Source organism: Sediminibacterium soli (genome assembly GCF_009939225.1).
Taxonomy (GTDB): Bacteria; Bacteroidota; Bacteroidia; order Chitinophagales; family Chitinophagaceae; genus Sediminibacterium; species Sediminibacterium soli.
Map to the genome: position 1 here is coordinate 641,541 of NZ_JAACJR010000008.1, position 26,320 is coordinate 667,860.

General features: G+C 51.6%; 19 protein-coding genes. 11 read left to right on the forward strand and 8 right to left on the reverse strand.

What is annotated here, in order from left to right; translation table 11 throughout:
• Positions 1-85: 85 nt before the first annotated feature.
• From hisC to hisG, 3 genes are read right to left on the reverse strand one after another with little or no spacing between them, the layout of a single operon-like run.
• Positions 86-1,147: a histidinol-phosphate transaminase gene (gene hisC / locus GWC94_RS09945; RefSeq protein ID WP_161834880.1), complete on the reverse strand. Its 1,062-nt coding sequence runs from the start codon at positions 1,145-1,147 to the stop codon at positions 86-88.
• 18 nt (positions 1,148-1,165) lie between these two features.
• Entirely contained in the window at positions 1,166-2,443 is a 1,278-nt protein-coding gene (hisD, locus tag GWC94_RS09950) for a histidinol dehydrogenase (RefSeq protein WP_161834881.1), read from the reverse strand.
• 21 nt (positions 2,444-2,464) lie between these two features.
• Positions 2,465-3,340 carry an ATP phosphoribosyltransferase gene (gene hisG / locus GWC94_RS09955; RefSeq protein WP_161834882.1) on the reverse strand — a complete coding sequence of 292 codons (876 nt, stop codon included), beginning with the start codon at positions 3,338-3,340 and terminating at the stop codon, positions 2,465-2,467.
• Between the two features lie 245 nt (positions 3,341-3,585).
• On the opposite strand from hisG, the gene GWC94_RS09960 reads away from it, so the two are divergent.
• Positions 3,586-4,362 (forward strand): glycoside hydrolase family 16 protein, encoded by a 777-nt coding sequence (locus tag GWC94_RS09960; protein WP_161834883.1) that lies wholly within the window; start codon positions 3,586-3,588, stop codon positions 4,360-4,362.
• A 105-nt stretch (positions 4,363-4,467) separates the two neighbouring features.
• The gene (locus GWC94_RS09965; protein ID WP_202628709.1) at positions 4,468-6,879 is read left to right on the forward strand and encodes a S9 family peptidase; all 2,412 of its coding nucleotides are present in this window, start codon (positions 4,468-4,470) and stop codon (positions 6,877-6,879) included.
• Between the two features lie 158 nt (positions 6,880-7,037).
• Here GWC94_RS09965 and GWC94_RS09970 read toward each other — a convergent pair whose 3' ends face one another.
• Positions 7,038-8,240 (reverse strand): peroxiredoxin family protein, encoded by a 1,203-nt coding sequence (locus tag GWC94_RS09970; RefSeq protein ID WP_235918505.1) that lies wholly within the window; start codon positions 8,238-8,240, stop codon positions 7,038-7,040.
• A 152-nt stretch (positions 8,241-8,392) separates the two neighbouring features.
• On the opposite strand from GWC94_RS09970, the gene GWC94_RS09975 reads away from it, so the two are divergent.
• The 3 genes from GWC94_RS09975 to treF are packed head-to-tail and all read left to right on the forward strand — an operon-like array spanning position 8,393 to position 12,286.
• Entirely contained in the window at positions 8,393-9,508 is a 1,116-nt protein-coding gene (locus GWC94_RS09975) for a lactonase family protein (protein ID WP_161834886.1), read from the forward strand.
• A gap of 21 nt (positions 9,509-9,529) precedes the next feature.
• Entirely contained in the window at positions 9,530-10,771 is a 1,242-nt protein-coding gene (locus GWC94_RS09980; RefSeq protein ID WP_161834887.1) for an MFS transporter, read from the forward strand.
• 6 nt (positions 10,772-10,777) lie between these two features.
• Entirely contained in the window at positions 10,778-12,286 is a 1,509-nt protein-coding gene (gene treF, locus GWC94_RS09985; protein ID WP_161834888.1) for an alpha,alpha-trehalase TreF, read from the forward strand.
• 1 nt (position 12,287) lies between these two features.
• Here treF and GWC94_RS09990 read toward each other — a convergent pair whose 3' ends face one another.
• The 3 genes from GWC94_RS09990 to GWC94_RS10000 all read right to left on the reverse strand — a co-directional run bounded on the left by GWC94_RS09990 (position 12,288) and on the right by GWC94_RS10000 (position 15,391).
• Positions 12,288-12,746, reverse strand: a complete 459-nt coding sequence (locus GWC94_RS09990; protein WP_161834889.1) for a hypothetical protein — start codon at positions 12,744-12,746, stop codon at positions 12,288-12,290.
• A gap of 183 nt (positions 12,747-12,929) precedes the next feature.
• On the reverse strand, positions 12,930-14,003 hold the full coding sequence (locus GWC94_RS09995; protein WP_161834890.1) for an FKBP-type peptidyl-prolyl cis-trans isomerase: 1,074 nt from the start codon (positions 14,001-14,003) through the stop codon (positions 12,930-12,932).
• A 29-nt stretch (positions 14,004-14,032) separates the two neighbouring features.
• Positions 14,033-15,391, reverse strand: a complete 1,359-nt coding sequence (locus GWC94_RS10000; protein WP_235918506.1) for a GH1 family beta-glucosidase — start codon at positions 15,389-15,391, stop codon at positions 14,033-14,035.
• A gap of 137 nt (positions 15,392-15,528) precedes the next feature.
• Here GWC94_RS10000 and GWC94_RS10005 point away from each other — a divergent pair, with 137 nt between their 5' ends.
• The 4 genes from GWC94_RS10005 (at position 15,529) to GWC94_RS10020 (ending at position 20,252) form a co-directional block, all read left to right on the forward strand.
• Positions 15,529-16,146, forward strand: a complete 618-nt coding sequence (locus tag GWC94_RS10005) for a TetR/AcrR family transcriptional regulator (protein ID WP_161834892.1) — start codon at positions 15,529-15,531, stop codon at positions 16,144-16,146.
• A 28-nt stretch (positions 16,147-16,174) separates the two neighbouring features.
• Entirely contained in the window at positions 16,175-17,218 is a 1,044-nt protein-coding gene (locus tag GWC94_RS10010) for an HlyD family secretion protein (RefSeq protein WP_161834893.1), read from the forward strand.
• A gap of 132 nt (positions 17,219-17,350) precedes the next feature.
• Positions 17,351-18,934: a DHA2 family efflux MFS transporter permease subunit gene (locus GWC94_RS10015; protein WP_161834894.1), complete on the forward strand. Its 1,584-nt coding sequence runs from the start codon at positions 17,351-17,353 to the stop codon at positions 18,932-18,934.
• 31 nt (positions 18,935-18,965) lie between these two features.
• On the forward strand, positions 18,966-20,252 hold the full coding sequence (locus GWC94_RS10020) for a TolC family protein (protein WP_161834895.1): 1,287 nt from the start codon (positions 18,966-18,968) through the stop codon (positions 20,250-20,252).
• 285 nt (positions 20,253-20,537) lie between these two features.
• Here the strand turns inward: GWC94_RS10020 and GWC94_RS10025 are convergent, their stop codons facing one another.
• Complete coding sequence (locus GWC94_RS10025) at positions 20,538-20,921, reverse strand: SET domain-containing protein (RefSeq protein WP_161834896.1); 384 nt, start codon at positions 20,919-20,921, stop codon at positions 20,538-20,540.
• 162 nt (positions 20,922-21,083) lie between these two features.
• On the opposite strand from GWC94_RS10025, the gene mgtE reads away from it, so the two are divergent.
• Together mgtE and GWC94_RS10035 are read left to right on the forward strand one after the other, a co-directional pair.
• The gene (mgtE, locus tag GWC94_RS10030) at positions 21,084-22,475 is read left to right on the forward strand and encodes a magnesium transporter (RefSeq protein WP_161834897.1); all 1,392 of its coding nucleotides are present in this window, start codon (positions 21,084-21,086) and stop codon (positions 22,473-22,475) included.
• A 153-nt stretch (positions 22,476-22,628) separates the two neighbouring features.
• Positions 22,629-26,309 (forward strand): TraB/GumN family protein, encoded by a 3,681-nt coding sequence (locus tag GWC94_RS10035; protein ID WP_161834898.1) that lies wholly within the window; start codon positions 22,629-22,631, stop codon positions 26,307-26,309.
• Positions 26,310-26,320 lie beyond the last annotated feature (11 nt).

The following is a 26,320-nucleotide window of genomic DNA, read 5'->3' on the forward strand; positions in this document are numbered from 1 at the left end:
TTTGAGGACGGAATTTACGACCGATTGACGGAATTTCGGGTTTTGACTCGGGGAAATTGGAAATTGCTTCCGCTATTTTCTGCAGTTACCCCGGATTCTGATCATACCAGTCGTGCATGGCATCCACCAGTACGGTATTTTCTTTTTCCGTTCCGATGGTAATGCGCAGGCAGTCTTCGCACAGTTTTACATTGCTCCGGTCGCGCAGTACGATGCCCCTTGTGAGCATGAACTCGTATACTTTTCTTGCATCCCTGATCTTTACCAGCAGGAAGTTGGCATCGGACGGATACACTTTATCCACTGTAGGCATCGATGCAAACACTTCCGCCATCGCTTCCCGCATATCGGTCAGCAGATGGATCATATCGTTCACCTGGCCAACTTCGTCCAGCGCTTTCAGCACCAGTTCCTGTGTTGCCTGGTTGATGTTATAGGGCGGCTTTACCTTATCCAGTGTGTCAATGACCGCGGTAGAAGCAAATGCCATACCCAGTCGCAGGCCGGCCAGGCCCCAGGCTTTGCTGAGCGTTTGCATCACCACCAGGTTGGGGTATTCGGTAAGCTCCTGTATAAAAGTTTTCTGCCGGGCAAAATTGATATAGGCTTCGTCTATCACCACCAGGCCGTTAAAATTATTCAGCACCATTTCCATATCCTCCCTGCGAAGCGAGTTGCCTGTTGGATTATTGGGCGAACAGAGCCATATGATCCGGGTATTGGCATCCACCAGGTTCTCGATATGCACCAGGTCCAGCTGGAAATCTTCTGTCAGCGGCGCTTTTCGAACGGCTGTATCATTGATGTTGGCACTTACTTCATACATGCCGTAGGTGGGCGGGCAAATGATCACATTATCCTTTCCCGGCTCGCAAAAACTGCGGTACAGCAGGTCTATGCACTCATCGCTGCCATTGCCCAGGAAAATATGCTCCGCACCGATGCCTTTGATCGCCGCCAGTTTTTCTTTAACAGCCCGCTGGTGCGGGTCGGGGTAACGGTTGTACCATTTTGTGAGCGGGGAACCAAGGCTGTTCTCGTTGGCATCGAGGAAAACCTTTGCTTCGCCGCTGAACTCGTCCCTGGCTGATGAATAGGGTACGAGTTTTTTAATATTGGGTCTGATGAGTTTGTCTAAGTCGAACATATCGTATTGCTTTCCTGGTTATTGTTTCAGCCTGATCTTTACTGCATTGGCATGCGCATCCAGTCCTTCGGCCTCGGCCATGCTGATCACTGTATTACCGAGCAGTTGCAGTCCCTCTTCGGTCAATCGCTGGTAAGTGATTTTTTTTACAAACGAATCCACGCTTACGCCGCTGTAGGCCCGGGCAAAACCATTGGTAGGGAGCGTATGGTTGGTGCCGCTTGCATAATCGCCCGCGCTTTCGGGCGAATAATGACCCAGGAATACCGATCCCGCATTGGTGATCTTACCCGCGATGGCTTCGTCATCCGCGCAGGCTATGATCAGGTGTTCCGCCGCATAATCGTTGACCAGTTCGATCGCTTCTTCCAGGGTGTTGAGCAGGATGGCCTGGCTATTCTCCAGCGCTTTTTGCGCAATGTCTTTTCTCGGCAATAGAGCCAGCTGCCGCTGCAGTTCGGTTTTTGTTTTCTCGATGAGCGCCCCGTCTGTGGACACCAGCAATACCTGGCTGTCTGCTCCGTGCTCGGCCTGGCTTAACAGGTCGGCGGCAATAAATGCGGGGCTGGCCGTGGCATCGGCGAGCACACATACCTCGCTTGGTCCGGCGGGCATATCGATGGCGATGCCTTCCTGCTGCACCAGTTGCTTGGCGCAGGTTACGTACTGGTTTCCGGGACCGAATATTTTAAACACACGCGGCACTGTTTCCGTACCATAGGCCATCGCTGCAATGGCCTGCACACCGCCTATCCTGTACACGCGATGAATACCCGTGAGCCGGGCGGCAAACAGTATGGCGGGATGCACATTGCCGGTATGATCAGGCGGTGTACACAACACCACTTCCCTGCAGCCCGCGATCTTTGCCGGTATACCCAGCATCAGCACCGTTGAAAACAATGGCGCGGTGCCTCCGGGTATATACAAACCCACTTTTTCAATCCCGATGCTTTTACGCCAGCAACGCACACCCGCCATGGTCTCTATAGGTTCTTCGTTCCTGAGTTGCTGCTGGTGAAACCGGCGGATATTATCTGCAGCGCAGGTGATGGCGTTTGCCAGATCCGGTGAGAGGCTGTTTACGGCCTGTTCCATTTCGGTCTCTGATACCAGGAAATCGTTTACCGAGATCCGGTCAAATTTCTGTCCCAGTTCGCGTACCGCCGCATCGCCGCGTTTGCGCACTTCGCCGAGCAAGCCGCTTACCGTTTCTTTCAGGCTGGTTGCATCGATAGAGGGACGTTCCAGCAAAGCGGCCCATGCCGCCCGCGATGGATTTTGTATTGTTTTCATCGGCTTCGGTTTGCCCGGAATTTATACGATCATTTTTTCGATAGGCACCACCAGTATGCCCTGTGCGCCTGCCGCTTTCAGCTGTTCGATGATGTTCCAGAAATCGTTTTCATTGAGCACACTGTGCACGCTGCTCCAGCCTTTGTCTGCCAGCGGCAATACCGTAGGGCTCTTCATGCCGGGTAACAGGCCGATGATCTGATCCAGTTTGTCGTTGGGCGCGTTCAGCAGGATGTATTTGTTGTTCTTTGCTTTTTTCACCGACTGTATCCGGAACAGGAGCCGGTTCAGCAGTTGCTGTTTGTCGGCCGTGAGCGACTGGTTCCTGATCAGCACGGCCTGTGACTGCAGGATGGTTTCCACTTCTTTGAGCCCGTTCATAAACAGCGTGGAACCGCTGCTGACCAGGTCGCAGATGGCATCGGCCAGCCCGATGCCCGGTGCAATTTCAACGCTGCCGCTGATCTCGTGGATTTCGGCGCTGACGCCTTTTTCTTTCAGGAAATGTTCCACGATCACCGGGTAACTGGTGGCGATGCGCTTGCCCGAAAGAAATGAAGCCTCCGAATAGGTTTCGTTTTTCCTTATGGCAATACTGAGACGGCATTTCCCGAATCCGAGTTTTTCCACCACGTCCACTTTCTTTTTTTTCTCGTACACCACGTTCTCGCCCACAAATCCGATATCAGCCACAGCATCTTCCACGTACTGCGGAATATCATCGTCCCTGAGAAAATACACTTCAAGGGGAAAATTGCTGGCATCGGCCTTGAGTTTGTTCACGCCGTTGCTGATGTCTATGCCGCATTCCTTCAGCAATTTGATAGAGTCTTCGTGCAGGCGACCGCTTTTCTGGATCGCGAGCTTTAGTTTGGGGCTGTTGGTAACCTGTTCCATATACTTATATTGATCAAAAAATAAGGGCCTACCTTCCGGTAAGCCCTCAATGTTTTATAAAACCAGCACAAAACACCGCAGCCTACCCGATGGGTAAGATATGATGGTGGTGTGTATGTGCGAATTGTCTCATTTCGGAGCAAAAGTAAGCCGGGCTGTCTTTCCACGCAAATTTTTTTCCGCTTCGCCGAATGCGCCGGACCTCTGCCGGATTTATGAGTATCTTCCGCCGATAAAGCCTTGCCATGAAAACAATCCCGTTAATTCTGCTGGTTCTTTGCTTTTCCAGCTTTTTATCCGCGCAGAACAAAAGAAAACTGGTATGGAGCGATGAGTTCGGTTATACCGGGTTGCCCGACTCTGCAAAATGGCGGTATGATGTTGGCGGGCACGGCTGGGGCAACAACGAATTGCAATACTACACCCATGCCAGAACGGAAAATGCCCGGGTGGAGAACGGTCACCTGGTTATCGAAGCAAGAAAAGAAAACAGGGAGAACCGGGAATACACGTCTGCCCGGCTTACCACCAAGGGCAGGGGCGACTGGCTGTATGGCCGTATCGATGTACGCGCCAAACTCCCGAAAGGCGTAGGCACCTGGCCGGCGATCTGGATGCTTGGCTCAAGAACACCGATGAAATGGCCTGACGACGGCGAGATAGACATCATGGAGCATGTTGGTTACGACCAGGGCATGGTGCATGCATCGGTGCACTGCAGGAAATATTTTCACAGCATCGGCACCCAGAAAACGGCAAAGACAGAGGTTCCCGACTGCAGTGAAACATTCCATGTGTATTCGCTCGACTGGGATGCAGAAAACATTACCATGCTGATAGACGACAAGCCTTATTTCAGCTTTAAGAACGAGCACAGCGATGCAACCGCCTGGCCGTTCGACAAACCTTTTCACCTGCTGCTGAATATCGCGGTCGGCGGCGGCTGGGGCGGACAGAAAGGCGTGGACCCCGCTGTATATCCCCAGCAGATGCTGGTAGACTATGTACGGGTTTACCAGTAGTAGCCGGAGGAATTGGGATTTCTGTGTTGTGAACCCGGGATCAGGGAGTTTGTCATCCGCCAATCCGTAATTCGCAAAGCGATCCAAAACACCAACCATATGAACATGAAAAAACTGCTGCTTGCTGTCTTGCTATCCGGGTATGTATTTGCGGTACCTGCGCAGGACGCGATCGGATACCAGTTGCCTCCGAAAGACATAGCGGACCTGCTCCTGGCCAAACCCACACCCGGGGTAAGCATAGACCGCAAAGGGGAGTGGATCCTGCTGATGGAACGAAACTCCTACCCTGCCGTGGAAGAACTGGGTCAGCCCGAACTGCGTATCGCCGGTATGCGGCTGAACCCGAATAATTTTTCGCCCAGCCGCCAGGGTTATACCAGCAATTTTACGCTGAAACATACCAAAAGTGGGAAAGAATACAGGATCACCGGTTTGCCTGCGGCGATGATGGCCGGCAGTGTAAGCTGGAGCCCTTCCGAGAAAAAGATCGCTTTCACCAACAGCACCGGCTCGCGCATCGACCTGTATACGATCGATATCGCCACGCAGAAAGCGGCGAAGATCAGCAAACAGCCGCTGAATGCCGTGCTGGGGCAGGCTTATACCTGGGTTGACGATCATACCCTTCTTTACAAAGCGGCCACACAACCCTCCTCGGGCGCTGCCAGGCGCCCTATTACGCCGAAAGGACCCACCATGCAACAGAACCTGGGCAAGACCGCGCCCAGCGTTACTTACCAGGACCTGATCAAATCGCCTTACGATGAACAGCTGTTCGAGTTTTATGCCACTGCACAGCTGGTACAGCATACCAACGGCGTGGAGACCGCTATCGGCAAACCGGGTATGCTCGCTTCTTTCCAGTTATCGCCGGATAAAAAATACCTGCTTACGCGCACCATTCACAGACCTTTCTCTTACCTGGTGACGGCGCAGGGTTTTCCCGCTGTGATCGCGGTAACGGACAGGAGCGGAAAAATAGTAAAGACCCTTGCCGATCTGCCCTCTTCCGAAGGCACGCCGTCGGGTTACGATAATGTACAGGACAAGCCCCGTGGTTTTGACTGGCGCGACGATGAGCCCGCCACCGTTGTATGGGTTACACCGCTTGACAGCGGCCTGATCAAAAAACAGGTACCGTACCATGATGCCATGTACGCCCTAAGCGCGCCATTTACAGGCGCAGAAAAAGAACTGTTCAAAACCAGGTGGCGTATGGGCGGTATCACCTGGGGCGATGCCAGTATGGCACTGGTAACGGAGAACTCGCGCACGCGGCAAATGATCCGGGTGAGCCGCTATAACAGCCATACCGGCGCTATGGAAACACTTTGGGAGCGCAGCACCAACGATGCCTATAACCACCCGGGCATTCCGGTGACCGCCAAAAACAAATACGAAAAGGATGTGCTGCAGTTAACGGATAACGGAACAAAACTGCTGATGAACAATACAACAGGCGCTTCGCCGGATGGCGACCGTCCTTTTCTTGCCAAATTCGACCTGGCGGCAAAAAAGAACGATATCGTATGGCGATGCGCAAAGGGCAGCTATGAAACTGTTACCGATGTGCTGAATGCAGACAGCCTGATACTGATCACCCGCAGGGAATCGCAGAAAGATGCGCCCAATTATTACCTGGTACACCTTCGTTCGCAGGTAATGGACCAGCCGCTTACCGCTTTCACCAATCCCTATCCTCAGCTGGAAGGTGTGACCAAAGAAAAGATCCGATACAAAAGAGCCGATGGTGTTGACCTTACCGGTGATCTGTACCTGCCCAAAGGCTATAACAGGGAAAAAGACGGTCCGCTGCCCATGATCATCTGGGCCTACCCGCGCGAGTTCAACAGCGCGGCCGATGCGGCACAGGTCAGGGGAAGCCAGTACCGGTTTACCACCATCAGCTGGGGATCACCCGTTTTTTACGTAACACAGGGCTATGCCGTTCTCGACAACGCAGAAATGCCGATCGTTGCCACCGCCGCCGAAAAACGCCCCAACGACGATTTTGTACACCAGCTGCAGCTTAATGCAGAAGCGGCGATCGACAAGCTGTCGTCTATGGGTGTGGGCGACAGAAACCGGGCAGCCGTTGGCGGTCATAGCTATGGCGCTTTTATGACGGCCAACCTGCTGGCGCATACCCATCTTTTTAAAGCCGGCATCGCCAGAAGCGGCGCTTATAACCGCACACTGACTCCTTTCGGTTTCCAGAACGAAGACCGCACGTACTGGCAGGCCCCGCAGTTGTATTACGAGATGAGCCCGTTCAGCTATGCAGACAAGATCAAAACGCCCATACTGCTGATACACGGCGAGGCCGATGACAATACAGGCACCTACCCCATCAACAGCGAACGTTTATATGCCGCCATCAAAGGTCATGGAGGAACCGTTCGTTTTGTTTACCTGCCCTACGAAGCCCACAGCTACCGCGGCAGGGAAAACCTGCTGCATATGCTCTGGGAACAGAACGAATGGTTGAAGCGGTATGTGAAGGGGGGATTGTGAGACGTGAGTTGGCGTGAGGGGGGAGACGATAGATATGAATTGATTTAAAAAAAGTAGAGACGCTCGTGTAGGTAACGGGCGTCTCTACTTTTTTATTTGCCGAAAAACGGGAACCATTTTCTACGTCTGACGATTCACGTCTCACGATTCACATTCCCTCAATTTCCTTCCTTCAGCAGCCTGTCAACGGTTGCAGCGAAGTCTTTTTTCAGGGCCTCGTAGTGCTCGCCTGTGCCGGGGCCTTCGAAGCCGGCATGCAGTTTGGCTACACGACCCTTCCTGTCGAGGAAGATGGTGGACGGAAATGATTTGATGGGGGTTAGCTGCGGCAATGTTTTTTCGGTGCGCAATGAATCCGTAACCGTAACACCCGTATTCAGCAGGGTATATTTTACCTGGAACCGGTCTTTGAATTTCTGAATGCTTTTTCTCGATCTTTCCCAATCGGTGGAATACTCGTACGCAAGACCGATCACTTCCACGCCACGCTGTCTGTTTCTGTTGTAGAACTCGCTGAGAAAAGCTGTCTCGTCCATACAGTTAGGACACCAGGAGCCCATGATCTGCACAATCACCACTTTATTCCTGAATTTGGGATCATTGATCGAGACCATTTTACCAGTCAGGTCACGGAAACGGAAATTCAGTTTGCTCTCGCCGTCTTTGAGATGCATGGCGGCCAGGTCGGGCAGACTGGCATCGGGATTTTTCACAGCCTCCCAGGGCTGCACGCTGGTGGCGCCGGAATAAAACAGACCGCCGCTTATTTTTTGATCGCTTTCCACTTTTGCGGTGAACAGGAAGGCATGCGACCCGTCGAATGTAGACAGCCGCAAACTGTCTCCATCAAGCACACCCGACAGGTACCGGTAATCGCCGGTGGGTGTAAGTACGGTGCCGCGCAGAGTGTTGCCTTTCTGCTGCCATTCGCCAACAGCCGGTGCGTTGTTATGGGTAAAACTGACCGACCAGCGGCCGCTGATATCCGTTATGGCCCGTGCCGTTTCTTCCGGTGGAAGCGACTGCTGTGTGGCTGCTGTAAAAGGCATTACCTGCTGTTTTACCGAGCCTTCCTTGATCCACACACCCTGCCACTGCGTCGGAGACAGTTTCCTTACGCGGAACCGGGATTCAAACACGGGCATCTCGATAAACAGCGAATCCTTACGATGCACCAGTTTGTCTACCCGCAACCGTTCATTTGCGTTGATGATGTACAATACCTGCTTTCCGTTTTCCGAACGGATATCGAAATGAAAATGGATGGATTTTCCGTCTTCCCGTAATAAAGACCCGCGCCAGGGACCTGTTTGCTGCGCCTGCACGCCCCCCAAACCTGCCAGTACTACCGCAAGAACCATTGAAATATATTTCCGCATCTGCTGTTTTTACACAAAGTTACGGATAGTCTACTGGTTGTATCGGTTATTAACATCTCTGTCACGAATGCCCACTCCGGATTTTGCCCTTTGAATTTTGCCTTATAACTTAGGAGTCCATCAATCCGACCACCATGCGATCATTGCTTGCTGCCATTGCCTGTACCTGCCTGTTTACTGCAAAAGCCCAGGAATACCATCTTTTCGTGGGAACCTACACTACCGGCGAAAGCAAAGGCATCTATGTATACAAATTCAACGCCGCCAATGGCAGGTTCAGCTGGGTGAGCAGTACCGATAGCTGCACCAATCCATCCTACCTGGCGCTATCGCCCGATGGCAACCACCTGTATGCCGTAAATGAGACCAACAAACAGCAGCCCGGGCGGGTAAGCGCTTTCGCATTTGACAAAACAACGGGAAAACTCTCCCTGCTCAACCAGCAGTTAAGCGGTGGCGACGATCCGTGTTTCGTCACCACTGATAAAAAAGGCAAATGGGTGGTTGTGGGCAATTACAGCGGCGGTAACCTTGCCGCCCTGCCTGTCAGGCCAGACGGATCGCTGGCGCCTTACGCGCAGCTGATACAGCATACCGGCAGCGGTGCCAACAAAGCCCGGCAGGAAAAAGCGCATGTACATGCCACTTTCTTTTCACCCGACGGGCAATATGTATTCGCACCCGATCTGGGCATGGATAAAGTAATGGGCTACCGGTTCCGTTCTTCTGCAGCACAACCGCTGAGTCCCGCCATACCGGCTTTTACGCCAACAGCGCCGGGCAGCGGACCAAGACACCTTGTCTTTCATCCGAAAAAAAATTATGTTTATCTGGTAGAAGAACTGACCGGTACGGTTGCTGTATTCATTTATAGAGGCAGTGCCTTAAAACCGGTACAAACCATTGCAACGCATCCTGCGGATTTCAAAGGACAGCCCGGCAGCGCCGATATACATGTTTCTCCGGATGGAAAATTCCTGTATGCCTCCAATCGCGGCGATGAGAATAACCTGGCGATATTTTCCATTGGCAATGACGGCAAACTGACTACCGTGGGTTACCAGTCTGTGCTGGGTATGCAGCCCCGCAATTTTATCATCGATCCAACGGGCAGGTATTTACTGGTGGCCAATCAGAAAACCAGCAATATCGTGGTATTCAGCAGGGACAGGAAAACGGGAAAATTACAGGCCTTACCCGAGCAGATCAAAGTACCCAACCCGGTATGTCTGAAACTGCTGGCCGATTGATTCACCATTAAACAAAGCCTTATGAGCAACTGGAAGATCAAGACCTCTCTGTTCCTGAACTATTTTGTGTTTGCGATACTGCTCAACAGCGTAGGCACGGTGATACTGCAGGTACAGAACAATTACGGTGTTTCGCAGGGAGACGCCTCGGTGCTGGAAGCTTTCAAAGACCTGAGCATTGCGGCCGTTTCGTTCCTGGTATCCTCGTATATCACCCGTATCGGTTATAAAAACGCGATGCTGATAGCGCTCGGGTTTGTAACGGTTATCTGTTTTATCATGCCCTTTACAGGAAGCTTCCTGGCCACCAAACTACTGTTTGCTGCCGCCGGTTCGGGGTTTGCACTGATTAAAATGTCGGTATACAGCACCATCGGTCTGGTTACAAAAAATGAAAAGGAACATATCAGCCTGATGAATTTCATCGAATCGTTTTTTATGATAGGCATCCTTACCGGTTATTTTATCTTCAGTTATTTTGTAGACAACAACAATCCGCAGTCGGGCTCCTGGCTCAAAGTGTACTACGCCCTCGGTGCCATTTCGCTGCTGGCTTTTCTGCTCCTGCTCGGCTCTCCGCTGGATGAATCTTCGGTAAAAAACCAGCAGCCTGCTTCCCTGCTCAGCGATTTTGGAAAAATGTTCCGGCTGATGGTGTCGCCCGTGGTGCTGGTGTTTATTTTCTGTGCTTTTTTCTATGTGCTGATCGAGCAGAGCATCATGAGCTGGCTGCCTACCTTCAACAACAAGGTGCTGCTGCTGCCTGCTGCACTCAGTATACAGATGACCAGCATCCTTGCCGGGTCAACGGCACTGGGCAGGTTTCTGGCAGGCCTGGTGCTGAAAAAACTCAACTGGTTCCTGGTGCTGGCGGTTTGTGTGATCCTTTCGGCCGTTCTGGTATTGGTGGCCATACCATTGGCAAAAGATGTACCGGGCACAGCCGTTACGGGATGGGGTAATGCACCGCTGGCGGCATTTGTATTTCCGCTGATCGGGCTGGTGATCGCGCCTATCTATCCCGCCATCAACTCGGTTATCCTGAGTACCTTACCGAAACAGCAGCATGGACTGATGTCGGGACTGATCATCATCTTTTCCGCGCTGGGCGGAACAACGGGGTCCATTATCACCGGCCATATTTTTGAGGCTTACGGCGGAGAGAAAGCATTTTATTTTTCACTGGTACCGATGGCGGTACTGATCGTATGCCTGTTTCTTTTCAAAAGACTGCAGGGCAGGCTGCATCCAAATACCCCATAGGGAACCATGGCAGTACACAAACTGTTTTATATCGAAGACCTCTCGCCCCTGTACGAAGACGTGCAAACGGCGAAGCTGTTTCCCGATTCCAAATTCTTCGTGGACTGCATTCCCAATTCTTCGGCCGAACATATCCTTGCAGCGTACCGCCTACAGAAAACCCTGCCGGGCTTTGACCTTCGCGGGTTTGTAGCCACCTGGTTCCGTTTTCCCGAAGCCAGTACGGCCGGGTATTCTTCGGAAGGCAAAACGCCAGCTTCGCATGCGCATGCGCTGTGGGACTTTCTTACACGCGAGCCCGATACCGATACGGCGACAGGTACCCTGATACCCCTGCCCTATCCTTATATCGTACCGGGAGGAAGGTTCAGGGAGATCTATTACTGGGACAGTTATTTCACCATGCTGGGTTTGCAGGTGGATCATAAGACCCAACTGATCCAGCATATGGTGGACAATTTTGCCTGGCTGATCGATGAACTCGGTTTTATTCCCAACGGCAACCGCACCTATTACCTCGGAAGATCGCAGCCCCCGTTTTTTTCGCTGATGGTTACCATACTCGCGCAGGAAAAAGGCAGGGATGTACTGGCAACCTACCGCACCCAGCTGGAGAAGGAATATGCGTTCTGGATGGATGGAGCGGAGGGTTTATCGCAGGAGCATCCCGCTCACCGGCGTGTGGTAAGGCTCGAGGACGGCAGTATCCTGAACCGCCACTGGGACGATAACGATACGCCCAGGCCCGAAGCTTTTTCAGAAGACCTGCATATCGCGTCTTTATCGGGAAGAGATCCGGCAACGGTGTACAGGCATATCAGGGCCGGCGCAGAATCGGGCTGGGACTATACCTGCCGCTGGTTCAAAGACGGCAGTAACCTGCACACGGTCGAAACCACGGACATCATTCCTGTTGACCTCAATTGCCTACTGCTGTTCCTGGAGATCGCACTCTGCACCATTTATGAACTCAACGATCCGCATGCAATGGAAGCCATGCTCAAAAAAGTAATGCTTCGCAACAGGGCGATCGAAAAATACTGCTGGAGCGGCGACAAAGGATTTTATTTCGACTACCATTTCCACGACAGGCATCATACAGGCGTTTATTCGCTGGCAGGTGTGTACCCACTGTTCTTCAATATCGCATCGCCCGAACAGGTGAAAAAAGTTGCATCCGTTGTAACCGAACAGTTTCTGCAACCCGGCGGACTGTTGTCCACACTCACCGAAACCGGCCAGCAATGGGATGCGCCCAACGGCTGGGCGCCGCTGCAGTGGATCGCTTACAAAGGTTTTCAGAAGAACGGAGAAACGGCCCTGGCAGACATGATACGCGATCGCTGGATGCATACCAACGAAGCCGTATTCAACGCCTCGGGCAAGATGATGGAGAAATACAATGTAACGAATCAGGATACAAACGCCGGCGGCGGCGAATACCCCAACCAGGATGGGTTTGGCTGGACAAACGGCGTATACCTGAAAATGAAATCAGAAAAAACACAGGGATAGTTCAGTCGGCGGAAGACGGCTCTTTCTCCGGCGCCGGCGATTCTTTCTGCACCTTTTCAATTTCCACAACGATCTTACGCTGGTATTGCACCAGTCCCACGGCGATCATGCCGATACCCAGCAGCAGGAAAAAAAATTCGATCAGGAAAATACGCCGCAACAGCAGCAGCATCATAAATACATACATGCAGATGATCACACCCTGCAGCATGATGCCCATGGAATAAAATCCCGTCTTCAGCAGAATACTGACAACCAGCATCAGGCTGAACAGGCCGATGGTAACAGACAGGATACAGCCGATCATATAGTAATCGTAGAAGATCGTTCCGCGAAGTAAAAAGAAAGGAAAATGCAGGGAGCTGCCCGTAGGATCCAATATCAGGTGAATGCCGCTGTACAAGGCCAGGAAGCTCGCGGTTAATAGTAAACAAACCGACAATCGCCGGGCAGTTCTCATTTGGGGGGCATTAAACTGTCAATATACTAAATAACCTTTGATTATTTTCGATAACACATGAAAATGGACTGTGATCAGTCTGAAAAATCGTCGGAAACAGGTAGCAGCAGATTCGCAGATGACAAAGTCCTTAATCTGCGGCTAACATATCGGGGAATGCATTGTATTGCAAACCTGCCATAATCAAACCGCTTTCTTTGTTTTCACCACTTCCACATCAAATACCAGCACGCTGTTTGGCGGTATGTCTTTGCTTCTTGCCCTGATGCCGTAAGCGAGTCCTGAAGGAATGATCACGCGGACCGTTCCCCCAACCCGGCTCATCGGTATGGCAATCTGCCATCCCCTGATCAGTCTTTTCAGCGGAAAAGTGGCGGGTTTGTCTTTGGTCTGGTCAAAGACCGATCCGTTCGACAGCAGGAATCCTTTGTAAAAAACGGTAACAGTATCCGTAACCGAAACTGTCTCGCCCGTTCCTTCTTTCAGTATATGGTAATACACACCTTCCCTGCTTCCGGTAGTGTCCAGCTTCCCGTTCCTGACCGCAGAAACGATCGCAGCCCTGTCTTTGCCGGCCTGTGAAAGACTGTCAGTATTCTTTGCAAGATCGATCAAGGGGCGCTGGCTGGTGAACTCGTACCAGGTATTATTGCTGCGCTGCAGCCAGGCATTGGCGATGCGCAGGGTATCGGCTTTGTTTGCCGGCGAGCCGGAATTTTCTTTACCGGCATATAAGCCCCGCAGATAATCTCCGTCGGAAGAAGCGCGCACCGTTGCCAGCATTTTCCATTGCTGTTTTTCGGGAAGAAAAAGATAGGCGGCATAGATCGTTGTGCAGGAAGCGCTGTCGGGCAATGCGGTTACCAGCGTTTTATAGGCGGTGGCTGTTTGCCAGTTGTATTTCCATGTGCAGATCGTTGCCTCCGGGTTCTCCGTTACATCGTTGCCTTTTGCAAGTATCTCGGGTTTTCCGGCGGTATCGCGCAGGTGTAACTGCCATCCGCGCTCCATTCCTTTTTTGAACAGCCGGATGCTGCCCCGCGAAAAACCGGCGCTTATATACTGGCCATCGTTTTTGCCCGCGCCCCGCGGCAGCGTTACCTCGTTGTAAAATGCAATGGCTTTGGTGGTATCGGGTGCGGTATACGCCACCTTGCCGGTTACGGGCCGGTCGCCTGTTTGTGTCTTTCCGGTTTGCGCGACACCTGCTGCTGAAAAAGCGGTCAGCAGTAAAAAAGCAAAACAGTTCCGAAGCATACCAATGTTTTGCCAAACATACCAACAAATCAGGAACCGCGCAGGAAATCGCGGAACCAGTAGCCCGAGTTTTTAATGGTTCGTAACTGCGTTTTAAAATCCACATGCACCAGCCCGAAGCGGGCGGTATACCCTTCCGACCATTCAAAATTGTCGGTAAGCGTCCAGGCAAAATAGCCTTTGATATTGATGCCTTCTTTTTTGGCGCGCAGCATGGCCGAAAGGTATTGCTGAAAATAATCGGTCCTTTTTGCATCATCCACCACGCCGTTAACCAGCTGGTCTTTGAACGCGGCGCCGCCCTCGGTGATCATGATTTCTTTTACTCCGCCATACAGCCAGAAACGCTTGATGATGCGGTAAAAACTGTCGGCATTGATCTCCCAGCCCATATCGGTATGTGGCACTTTGCGCACTTTGGCTTTCACATCCGAAGCATGCAGGTAGGGTATCAGCGCATTGTATTTGACCGTCAGCGGAAAATAATTCTGGATACCGATAAAATCGAAATTGAACGTCATGCGTTCGGTGTACTTCCATGCCTTGTTATGCAGGTGCAGTTTATCGAGCAGCGGAAAATTCTCTTCGTGCGGGTAGCCCCTGCCCATGGCAGGCTCTATGAACAGCCGGTTCAGCAATGCATCCGCCCGTTTTGCTGCAAGCAGGTCTTCCTCGCGCCGGGTAAACGGGATGATCTCGCTGCAGGAAAACACGGTACCGATATTGGCTTTCGGCACCGTCGATCTGATCAGCCTTCCGCCCTCCGCCTGGCAGAGCGCGGCATTGTGCACGGCCGGAAAAAAATTACCGATGCCCGTCTTACCCGGCGCATGCATTCCCATCATATACCCCAGCGAGGTAAAACCCATCGGCTCGTTCAACACGATCCAGTTCTTTACCTTGTCGCCGTATTCCTCTACGCATACCGTTACGAACCGGGTAAACCATTTGAGCATCTGGTGACTTGTCCAGCCCCCCTGCTTCTGCAATTCCTGCGGCAGATCCCAATGGTATAAAGTAACATAGGGCGTAAGACCCAATAACAGGCATTCATCGATCAGCCGGTGGTAAAAAGCGATGCCCTCCCTGTTCACCCTGCCCACCCCCTCGGGGAGGATGCGGCTCCAGGAAATGGAGAAGCGAAAAACGGAAAAACCCAATGCCTTTACCAGCATCAGGTCGTCTTTGTAGCGGTAATAAAAATCGCAGGCCTCATAGGGTTTGCCGCCGCCCTTGATCTTGCCCTGCCGGCGGGAAAACACGTCCCAGATAGAAAGACCCCGCCCGTCGTCGAGGTGAGCCCCTTCGTTCTGCTGCGCGGCGATGGCCACACCCCATTGAAAATCAGGACCGAATGAAGACGCATGGAGTTTATGTAAATAGCTCAAGGGCAGAATATTTCCAGCAAAAATCCGGCCCGCCATATTAAGCTACGGTTAAATTTTAGGTTTTGATACCTTGTTTCAAACAAACGTTTAATTAATTCAAACATTTGTTTAACTTTGCGGCGTCAACACCGATCCTCATGAACGAAAAAAAAGAACACATCATCGACACCGCCATGGAATTGTTTGCGGAGAAGGGGTTTGAAGGCTGTTCGATCCGCGACCTGGCCACCAAGGCCGGAGTGAACCTCGCCATGGTGAACTATTATTTCGGTTCCAAAGACAAACTGTTTGAAGCCATCGTGGAACACAAAGCCCGTTTTATGCGCGGGCGGCTGGATGAAATTGCGGCAGACAGCAAACTGGATTCGCTGCAGAAAATGGACGCGGTGATCGAAAGCTATGTGAACAAGATCATATCCAACCCCTCTTTTCACAAACTGCTTTACCAGGAACTGCTGGTGAACGAGCGCAACGATATGCACGATGCCATCATCAAAATATTCGTAAAAAACACACAGACAGTGCGCGGTATCATTGAACAGGGTATCAGGAAGAAACAGTTCCGGAAAGTAGACCCCCAGCTTACCATGGCTACCCTGATGGGCACCATCAACCAGGTGATGCTCTCGAAAGCCATGTGTGTTATGCTGATGGATGGCCAGGAGAATTTTGATCCCTACACCGACACCAATTTCAAAGCCAGACTTGTCAGGCACCTGAAACAGGTACTGCACTCCCTCTTACTCAATAAATAATCATACAGGCAAGCAAAATAAAACCAACATGGAAGCAAAAGCAAACAAGAAGAAAAAATCACCGGTTAGAACCATCGTACTGGTACTGGTATTACTGGTAGCGGGCTATTTCGGCTATCAGAAGATCGCCTTTGCCGTTAACCACGAAACAACCGATAATGCGCAGGTGGAAACCCAGATCACACCCGTACTGCCCCGCGTGGCCGGGTTTGTGAAAACACTGAATGTAAAAGATTACGACTCGGTAAAAGCCGGGCAGCTGGTAGTGGAACTGGACGACGCGGAACTGCAGACGCAGCTGCAGGAAATGGAAGCCGATTACCGCCAGGCCGAAGTGGATGTGATCAATGCAAAAGCGGCGCTGAACAACGCGGTGGTTACACTGCGTGTGAACAAGGGCAATATAGACCTTAACCAGATGCGCATGCAGAAAGCGGAAGACGACCTGAAACGTGACCAGAACCTGTTCAACGACCAGGCCATTACCAGGAAACAGCTGGACGATTCAAAATTTGTACTGCAAACCGCCGCACAGCAGGTCGACAACAGCAAGACAGACCTTACCGCGGCGCAGAGCCGCATCGCCGTATTACAGGCGGGTGTAAGCAAGGCAGAAGCGGCGCTCGGCGTGAAGAAAGCAAAGATCGACGAGACAAAACTCAAGCTCACCTATACAAAAGTATTCGCACCCCAGGCGGGCAAGATCGGCAAGAAAAATGTTTCCGAAGGACAGTATGTACAGGCGGGCACCCCGCTGTTTTCCATCGTAAACGATACCACGTATTGGGTGGTGGCCAATTTCAAAGAGAACCAGCTCCGTAAACTGCATCCCGGTAAAGAAGTGGATATAGAAGTGGATGCCTATCCGGATATGAAACTGAAAGGCAGGATCGAAAGCCTCAGTGAAGCCACCGGTGCCAAGTTCTCCCTGCTGCCTCCCGACAATGCCAGCGGCAACTTCGTAAAAGTGACACAGCGTGTACCGGTAAAGATCCAGATAGAAGACATGGGCAAATACAAATCGGTGCTGCGCGCAGGGTTGAGTGTAAACGTGGTTGCGGAAACAAAATAACCTAAGTGACCATTACCGATGAATCATTTCAGCTGCCTTATCGGAAGCACCGGCAGTGTGCAGGTGCCGACCGCAGCTGTTGATTGCGGATCACCGATGAAACATCTCCTCTCAAAGTATTAAACCAACAACATGTCAACGCCTAAAGGATTTGCAAAGGCGATCATCGTGATCACTACCGTGGTGGCGGCCGTGATGGAACTGATCGACACGTCCATCGTGAACGTGGCCCTCAGCGATATGAGCGGCAGTCTCGGTGTGAATATCGAAGACATCAGCTGGGTGATCACCTCGTACGCCATCGCCAACGTGATCATCATCCCGCTCACGGGTTTCCTTGCAGAATATTTCGGAAGAAAAAATTATTATATCGTATCGATGATCATATTCACGGTGGCATCCTATATGTGCGGCCAGTCCTCAACACTCGTGGAGATCATCATCTGGCGCTTTATACAGGGCGTAGGCGGCGGCGCGCTGCTGTCAACCTCACAGGCCATCCTGTTCGACGCGTTTGAGCCCAAAGACAGGCCGATTGCATCGGGTTTGTTTGGCATGGGACTGGTGCTCGGTCCCACGCTCGGGCCAACACTCGGCGGTTATATCATTGACCATGCTTCCTGGCCGCTGATCTTTATGATCAATATTCCCATCGGCATCATTGCCACTTTCCTTTCCTTCACTTTTATCGAAAAGAAAGCCGGCGAAGGCACGAAGAAGAAAAAAATGAAGATCGATTATACCGGTATCCTGTTGCTGATGGTAGGCATCGGCTGTCTGCAGTTTGTACTGGAAAGAGGCGAATCGGAAGACTGGTTCAGCAGCGAGCTGATCAGGATCACCTCCATACTGGCGGTAATCGGCATGGCCGGTTTTATCTGGTATGAACTGAAAATAAAAGAACCCGCTGTAAACCTGCGTGTACTCAACAACCGTAACCTGGCCTTCACCACCATCTTCACTTTTGTGGTGGGTCTGGGCCTGTTCACCTCGGTGTTCGTATTCCCGGTGCTGGCGCAGAGAACACTGGGGTTCACCGCCTACGAAACCGGGCTCACATTGCTTGCGCCCACCATGATCACCGTACTCATGATGCCGATCATCGGTAAGATAATGAGTAAGGGCGTATCGCCCATTCCCTTTGTGGTGATCGGGTTCCTGCTGTTTGCCGGATACTCCTGGATGAGCAGTAATATCAGTCCGGACGTAGGTAAGGAAGATTTCTTTCTGCCCCTGGCGTTGCGCGCCGTTGGCATCAGCATGGTGCAGCTGCCGCTGATCAACCAGGCTGTGGCCGGACTGATGCCGAAAGATTATGCATCGGGTATCGCACTCAATAATATGATACGCCAGCTGGGCGGCGCATTCGGCATTGCCCTGGCGAATAACTATATCGCACACCAGTATGCGCAGCACCGTTACCACCTGGTTACGAACGTAACGGCCGAATCGCAGATGTTCCTAGAAAGAAGCAATACCATCGCACAGGGACTGGCGGCAAGATCCGGCGACCTGGCGGGTGCGGGCAGCAAGGCGCTGGCCGCCATCGACGGGGTCGTGAACAGACAGGCTTATTACCTCTCCTACCTGGATACGTTCAGACTGATCACCATCTTTTTCGTATTGGTGATACCGCTGGTAGCTTTTCTGCGGGTGAAGAAAAAATCCAAAGACGAAATGGCCGCCACGATGAAAGCGGCCGCCGAAGCGCATTGACATCATTCAAATACAACAAGCAATCTATTTTATGAAAAAAATATTCTTACTGATACCGGTTCTGGCGCTGGCAATGGCTGCGCAGGCGCAGGTAACTGCCAGCAACGAGCTCAAAACCCTTATCGGGCAATCCTTCGGTTATTTTCCCAAAGTGAAGGAAACGGAAAATGCCGTTGTGACCGCGCAGGAAAAACTTACCCTCACCGAGCTGAACAAATACCCCGAAGTAACAGCCGATGCCTCTTACGCTTATGTAAGACCCAAAATCGAAATACCGCTGAATGGCGAAAACTTCCAGTTTGCACCGGTTCATAATGTAAGCGGAGCAGTGAATGCCAATTACCTGCTTTTTGATTTCGGCCGCTTAAAAGCGAATGTGAACCGTTCAAAAGACGACCTGCTGTATGCCCGGCACAACGTGGAGAACGTAAAGGCGCAGCTTGCCTACCAGGTGTCTAACGTGTATTACAACATCGTGTATTTACAGAAAGCGATCGGCATACAGGACAGCGTACTCCGTTTCCTGAACGAGAACAAAACCATCGTGGAAAGCCAGCTGCGCAACGGCACCGCCCTGCGTATCGACCTGCTGAATATACAGGCATCCATCGACAATGAACAGAACCGTAAGATAGACCTGCAGAACAGCCTGCAGAAACAGCTGAACCTGCTGGAATATACCACGGGAAGCAAACAGACAGCGCATGCAGGCAGTTTTGATTTTGATATCAGTCTTACCGACCCGGGTGCCGCCCTCGGCGCCGCGCAGCAGAACAATTACGATTTCATTCTGGCAAAAGACAGGATCAAACAGGCAGAGTCGGATCTTGCCATTACCCGGATTTCGGAAAAACCGACCATCGGGTTGAAAGGTTCCGCGGGTATTAAAAATGGCTATGTGCCCTATATCGCCGATATGCGTTTCAATTATATGGCCGGTGTAGGTCTCAGCATCCCAATCTACAACGGAGGTAAAAACAGACAGCAGCAGAAACTGCAGCAGAACATCATCAGACAAAATGAACTGGCGGTGGAAACGCTGGCCGGCACTTATAAAAAAGATATCGAACAGGCGCTGACCGATATCGGTTCCAGCCTGGAACGCATCAGGAACACACGCGGCCAGATAGAACAGGCCCAGGCTGCCCAGGGCCTGGCATCCACGCGTTTCAAAGGCGGCACCGGCACCAATCTCGAAATCACCAACGCCAGTACCAATGTACAGCGCGCCCTGCTGACCAAACTGCAATACGAATACCAGTTATGTATTGCCAAACTTGAATTGACGAAGTTGATGGGGTATCCGTACTGGCAATAGGAAGTCTGTGTTTTATAGTCTGTGGGCTGTGATTTGTTGCTATTGGCTCACAGCTGTTCAGAAGAATCAGTTATGATTGTCGAATCAGCCGGTTATTCTCTGCGAAGCTCCTTGGACTCCGCGCCTCTGCGATAAAAGCATTTTGGATTTTGGAGATGTCTGATTTTCGGAAGTCTTTTCACCGCGGAGACGCAGGAGGTGCCGAGATACGCAGTGACAATAGAATCTTTCTTTTATTTTGCCCTGTTTCTTCCGAACAGTTGTGCTTATTAACTCAACCATAGACTAACTCACCTCGAACCAAATCGGCGTTTCATCGTCCGGTACGGCGTTGTAATTGACGAACAGCTCCTCTCCTTTTTTTACACCCCTTACGGTTTTGATCCGGATGGTCTCTTCTTCAAAATCCATCTCGTATTCGCAGTTGGCCTGGTAGGAATGGTTATACAGCGAAACATATCCCCAGGCAACACAGGCCTGTTTCATTTCGTCGCCCCATTCAAAAATATAATCGAACAATGCGGTCTTCTCCGCCTGTGCCCTGTCTTCTGCAGACAACGGCAGCACCGGTGATATTTCGATGATGGTGCCCGCCGGGATGTCTTCGGTGGTGAAAACACCCCTTCCCCTGTTTACGGAAGGCGCTATGGTGAGTATCGGGAGGATCATAGGGTACAAATGCTGATGAAGGTAGGCAATGACTGTGAAAAAGATACTGTTGAATACCGGATAATACGGGGTTGGCAAACCGGTGCATGATGCGGGCGGTTTGCCATTGCCGCAATCGTGAATTCTTAGTTTCCAATTATCAATTACTGATTAACTTGCGGTATGTCACTCGAACTCGAACAACCAGGCATTGCGGAGCAATTCGAGCAGCTGATCGCCAAAGAAGATAAGCTGGAGATCCGGGAGTTCCTGGATGACCAGAAGATCAGTGATGTTGCGGACCTCATCAATGAATTTCCCGAATACGAATCGCAGATCATCGCCAATATGGCGATACACCGTGCGGCAAGCGTATTCAAGATACTGGATATCGTTCAGCAGAAAGACATCGTCAAAGACCTGCCCTCGGCCAAAACCGCAGAGCTGCTCAATGAACTTCCTGCGGATGACCGCACCGATTTTCTGGAGGAATTACCCAAAGCGGCCATCCGCGATCTCATCAAATTACTGGACCCCGAAGAACGCAGGATCACGTTATCGCTGCTGGGTTATCCCGAAGACAGCGTAGGCCGTTTGATGACGCCCGATTATGTGTACGTATATCTCCACAATACGGTAAACGAGGTATTTGACACCATCCGCAAACACGCCAAAAACAGCGAAACGGTGGATGTGATCTATGTGATCAACGAATCGGGAATGCTGATCGATGATATGCGGATCAGGGATGTGATCCTGGCTTCGCCGGAGAAACGGGTGGACGAGATCATCGACGGACGGTTTGTTGCGCTGAAAGCAACCGATGACCAGGAGCATGCCAGCCAGGTATTTAAAATGAATAACCGCATGGCGCTTCCGGTTGTGGACGATAACCAGATACTGCTGGGCATCGTTACCATCGATGATATGCTCTGGGTGGCCAACGAGGAGTTCAGCGAGGACATGCAGAAAATGGGCGGTACCGAAGCGCTGGATGAACCTTATCTCGATATTCCTTTGCTGAAACTGTTCCGCAAACGTATCGGCTGGCTGGTGGTACTGTTCCTCGGAGAAATGCTCACCGCAACAGCGATGGGATATTTTGAAGACGAGATCGCAAAAGCGGTTGTGCTTACTTTGTTCATACCACTGATCATATCCTCCGGCGGCAACAGCGGCTCGCAGGCATCCACGCTGATCATACAGGCGATGGCAGTTGGTGAGATCACGATTGCAGACTGGTGGCGGGTAATGAGAAGAGAGATCAGCAGCGGCCTGCTGCTGGGACTGGTATTGGGACTGATCGGTTTTATCCGGGTGGTGGTATGGCATTCTGTGGCGCCGGAAATATACGGACCGCACTGGATGATGATCGGCGCCACGGTCAGTTTCTCATTGATTGGTGTCGTCTTGTGGGGCACCCTGTCGGGTTCCATGCTCCCCATCCTGCTGAAAAAACTGGGCGCCGACCCGGCCGTTTCCTCCGCGCCGTTTGTAGCCACGCTGGTGGATGTGACCGGTCTGGTGATCTATTTCAGCTTTGCCTACTTTTTCCTGCAGGGTTTATTGCTTTGACCGCTGCCCGGCAGACCTTCACCGATAGCCGATAACCATACCCGGGACTTTGTTCTACGGTCGCGTGGTCTGTTGTAAATTTCATACGGCTTATGAAGAAATATGCTTTTTTGCATCTACCTTTCTACAGCTGCCCCCCATAAATACCACCGCATGAAAAAAACCTCTACACTGCTGGCGATGCTGTTGCTGGTCCTCTTTGGCAGAACACAGAACAGCCCATCCGCTTATCCGAGTTTATTATGGGAGATCACAGGCAACGGACTTACACGGCCTTCTTACCTGTTTGGCACCATGCATGTAAGCAACAAAATGGCGTTTCACTTAAGCGATTCATTTTACCATGCCATCGCCAGCTGCAGCACCGTATCGCTGGAACTCGATCCCAAGCAATGGCAATCGGAAATGTTCCGGCTGCAGCAGTCGCAGACTGCGATGGTACTGTACCAGCGTGTGCCTTCGGATTACATCAACGAACGCTCATTCCGGCTCAACAGCCGTTATGCGGCCGATATCAAAAGAGCGCTGAGCGAAGAACCCTATGTGATCAATGGATTGTTGTACCGGACAGCAGATGGACAGTCCAATTTCCAGGAAAACACTTACCTGGACCTGTATGTATACCAGACCGCACGCAAGCTGGGTAAAAAAGCGACAGGCGTTGAAAACTATATGGAGTCGGAAAGGATACAGCTGGAAGCGCGGGAAGACATGATGCGGGCAAGAAACCGGATAAGGGTGAATTTCAACAACGAAAACCCCTACGAGATACAACGCAGGATACAGGAGGCCTACCGCCGCGGAGATCTTTCCATGCTGGACTCGCTAAGCCAGCTGACGGGCAGCAATGAGGCTTTCAACGAGAAATTCCTTTATGGCCGCAACGATATACAGGCCAATTCCATCGATTCGATCATCAGGAAGGAATCCCTGTTCGTAGCCGTGGGCGCAGCGCACCTGCCGGGCAAACGCGGGGTGATAGAACTGTTGCGGCGCAAGGGGTATACGCTGCGGCCTGTGAACATGACCGACCGCGACGCGGAGCAACGCGACCGTATCGACAAAATACGCGTGCCTGTGCAGATGCAGACCGTTTTATCTGACGACGGGCTGATTGAACTGAAAGTTCCGGGCAAGTTATTCAGACGCACCGATATCAGTTTCTCCGAAAGCTGGCAATATGCCGATATGGAAAACGGTGCCTACTATATGCTTTCCCGCATTAAAACACATCCCGGCCAGACGGCCGAAGCACCGCAGGGCATTGCCCGGAAAACCGATAGCCTGCTGTACGAGAACATCCCCGGAAAAATACTGGAGAAAAAAAATATCAGCGTAAACGGTTACAACGGTATCAGTATCATTAACAAAACAAGACGCGGCGATATACAGCGCTATGCGATTATTTACACCGCGCAGGAAGTGCTGGTTTTTAAAATGAGCGGCAACGACGATTATGTGTACGGCAAAGAAGCGGATGATTTTTTCGGATCCATCCGTTTACAGCAGCCGGCTGCCATTCAATGGGCGAACTTTTCACCGGCCTGGGGTGGTTTTACCATAGCGATGCCGCAGAAACCGGCGATAAGTCCGGGTACGGGTGAGGACTTCAGGTCCGGATCCCTGTACGAAGCTGTCGATGCCTCGAACGGCGATGCCTATATGGTGATGCAGAAGCATATCCACAACCATGGTTTCATAGAAGAAGATACATTCGATATCTCGCTGATCGCTGAAAGCCTGAAGAGTTCCGAGGCGATCGACAAAGAACTGTCGCGCAAATTCGGCAAGCAGGATGGAGTGGACGCATTGGATATGGTATTCAGCCTGAAGGATGGCGGTGTATTAAAGGCACGCGCCTTCATAAAGGGTGCGCAGTATTACCTGCTTACGGCAAGAGGCCATAATCCCAGAGCCGGTTTTAACCGTTTCTTCAGCAGTTTTCACACCAACGAATGGAAATACCCGGCACCACAGTTGTATACCGATCCATCGCTTGGGTTTACGGTAACAACGCCGGTGCAGCCTGCCATCGACAAAGACCTGAAAGAATTCCTCAACAAACAATTGTATGGCACACTGAGCATTTTACTCAATGAACGTTACCAGGCGCATGCCTTTCCGCGCAATGCGTATTTTAAAAGCGATTCCACCGGCGAAGCGGTACAGGTAACGGTATCCACGTTCGCGAAATATTATTCGCAGAAAGACACGGCAGCTTTCTGGAATGCAGAAATGGACTGGAAAAAAATCCAGACCAATTTCGTAATAGACAGCAAGACCTTCGAAACCGGGGCAGATGCATCGCTGGTTTGCCGGTATGTATTGTCCGACACCAATACCAGCAGGAGAATCAAAGGCCTGGCCATTTTATCCGGCAACAAATTGTACCGCGTACAGGCGCTGGTCGATAACAACAGCCGGGAAAGCAGTTTTATCGGAACCTTCTTCAGCAGCTTCCAACCGATACGGGACACGGCCGCAGCAACCTTATTCAGCAGCAGGTCTGCACAGTTACTCGAAGATATACAAAGCGGCGACAGCTCGGTTCAGAAGTTCGCCAGGTCCGCGGTCGGCCTGGTCGGTTTTGCCGGTTCCGATATCGCCGGTCTGAAAAAAGCATTTGACGGCATCAAACCGGACAGCAGGGATTATCTCTCCACCAAAACAAAACTGGTGCTGGCCGCCGGTCAGATAAAAGACACCCTGCAATACCAGCAAAGGCTCGACTGGCTCAGGGATATCTATGACCGCTACGCTGACACCAGCATGTACCAGAATGCTGCTCTGCAGGCGATCGCCGGCAGCAAAACAACAGCAGCTTATGCCGTTCTGAAAAAGATTCTCGTGGAAAACCCACCGGTGTTTGACAATAGTTTCGAATACCAGACTTTGTTCAGGACAATTTCCGACAGTCTTTCACTGGCCGCCGGTCTGTATCCCGATATACTGCAGCTGACCGCTTTTGACGATTACAAACAGCCGGTGATAACGCTGCTTGCCAAACTGGTAGACAGCAGCCGGCTGCCGGCGGAAAGTTACCGGACGCAGTTTTCCAAACTGTTTTTCGATCTGCAGATACAATGCAAAAAATTACAGGCGCTCGGTGAACGCGAAATGATGCGGTTGCAACAGGCCGAAAATGAACCCGGCATGGGTATCTACATGGGCAGTTATGCAAACGGCGTTCCGGGCAGTCCCGCCAATCTGCTGATCGGCAGCTACCTGGTATTGGTCATGCCCTTCTATGACGAAAACCCGCAGGTGGCCAAACTGTTCGCCAGGCTGCTGCATGGCAGCGATGTTTCCACAAAAATGCAGGTGGCCCTGCTGCTGGCGCGCAACGGCAAAAGCCTTCCCGACAGCGCCTGGATGGCTATTGCCGAAAACGACCAGTACCGTTCTGCATTATTTGAGCGACTGGATAAGCTTAACAAACTTTCCCTGTTCCCTGCAAAATTCAACACGCAGGAAGCCATCAGCCGCTCACTTGCCGTTAACAGCCGGCCGTACACGCGTGTGGTGGAGATACAGCCGATGGGCAGCCAAAAAGTGCGGGCTAAAAACGCCACCGGATACCTCTATTTCTTCAAATACCGCATACAGAAACAGGGCGACTGGCTGATGGCGGTCAACGGTCTGCAACCCTCAGACACCACGCAGGTAAAGATCGACCGCTCGATGACGAATACGGGTAACAAAAAACTGGTGACCAACGGCACCGAGCAGGAACAGTTCAACAAGCTCGCCAGGCAGCTCGTGATGCGTAAAAGAAAAAGCGCCCTGTCTTTCTTCGAGCAGGAAAGGTTTGGACTGACGGAAGAAATGTTCTGAGCATAAAAACA